Genomic DNA, 1188 nt, shown 5'->3' on the forward strand with positions numbered 1-1188 from the left:
CTTCAGCGATGTTCAAAGCCTGTGTATTTCGGCTAGACTCTGGCTTCAGGTCGGTTCCCCCAAAAGGCTCCGAAGCGACCTGAACCAAACAGTAAGTTTTCCTCCTACCTTGTTCTCCTCATCTACGTTAAGAGTATACTTTAAGAGTATCCTGGCACATACATGTACTGCCTCACCCCTAACCTCAGTCATGTGTTCCAAGAACTTCTGTCCGTTTATTTATTTGTTTTGGGTAACATTGAATTCGTTTTGACTATGCTGGGTCTTTGCTGCTCGCTGGAAGTTGCTAGGACCTCTGGACTGCAGTCTCCCATCTCTTGCTGACCTCTTGTTGACCTCTGCAGAATCCTGGTTGCTGGGAGCTTGTTAGTTCCTTGTTCCTTACCCGGACCTCCTGTGGTTAAGTGTTTTCTCTCCTCTGTGGCCTGGTAAGGCTGGGTGGTCATTGGCATCCCAAAGGTGGCTAGAAGTCAATGATTTAGGCAGGCTTGTGAATAGATATGGGAGAAGGCAATGGCACCCCACTCCAGTACTCTTGCCTGGAAAATCCCATGGACGGAGGAGCCTGGTAGGCTGCAGTCCATGGGGTCGCTAAGAGTCGGACACGACTGAGCGACTTCACTTTCACTTTTCACTTTCATGCATTGGAGAAGGAAATGGCAACCCACTCCAGTGTTCTTGCCTGGAGAATCCCAGGGACTGCGGGGCCTGGTGGGCTGCCGTCCATGGGGTCACACAGACTCGGACACGACTGAAACGACTTCGCAGCAGCAGCAGCAGCAGCAGCAGCAGCAGCAGTGCATAGATATCAAAAGGGTTTAGAACAGTCAGGTAGGATCACACAAGTCACCGTGAAGCAATACTTCTCCACTTAGCCAAAGCTAACAAAAGATTTCTCTTCTAGGTCAACCTAGAAGAGATCACGGAAGAGGTAAAGAAACTTAAAATCCATTAGCAAAGGCAGTTCAACCTCTCAAGAAACCTTGTGCTAGGCACAACACTCTTTTCTGGGGGTCCACTTTCCCTACAACCTCCTGATCCCATTCGGTACCCATTCCTTTGCTTCTCCCATCCTCAAACTGCCACCTGGAAGAAAGAACGACGTCGTTTTCCTTCAGAAAATGCGATTTCATGCCACATACCTTCTTTTAATACCAAGTCATACAGTTCCCTTCAGCAACCAAGAAC

General features: G+C 48.7%; 1 protein-coding gene. It reads left to right on the forward strand.

Annotated features, from left to right (window positions below; all coding sequences use genetic code 11):
* Nucleotides 1–678 precede the first annotated feature (678 nt).
* On the forward strand, nucleotides 679–822 hold the full coding sequence (locus tag AC3Y23_RS29005; RefSeq protein ID WP_379205550.1) for a hypothetical protein: 144 nt from the start codon (nucleotides 679–681) through the stop codon (nucleotides 820–822).
* The last annotated feature ends 366 nt before the right edge of the window (nucleotides 823–1188 follow it).

The organism is Paenibacillus sp. MAHUQ-45 (assembly GCF_058133325.1).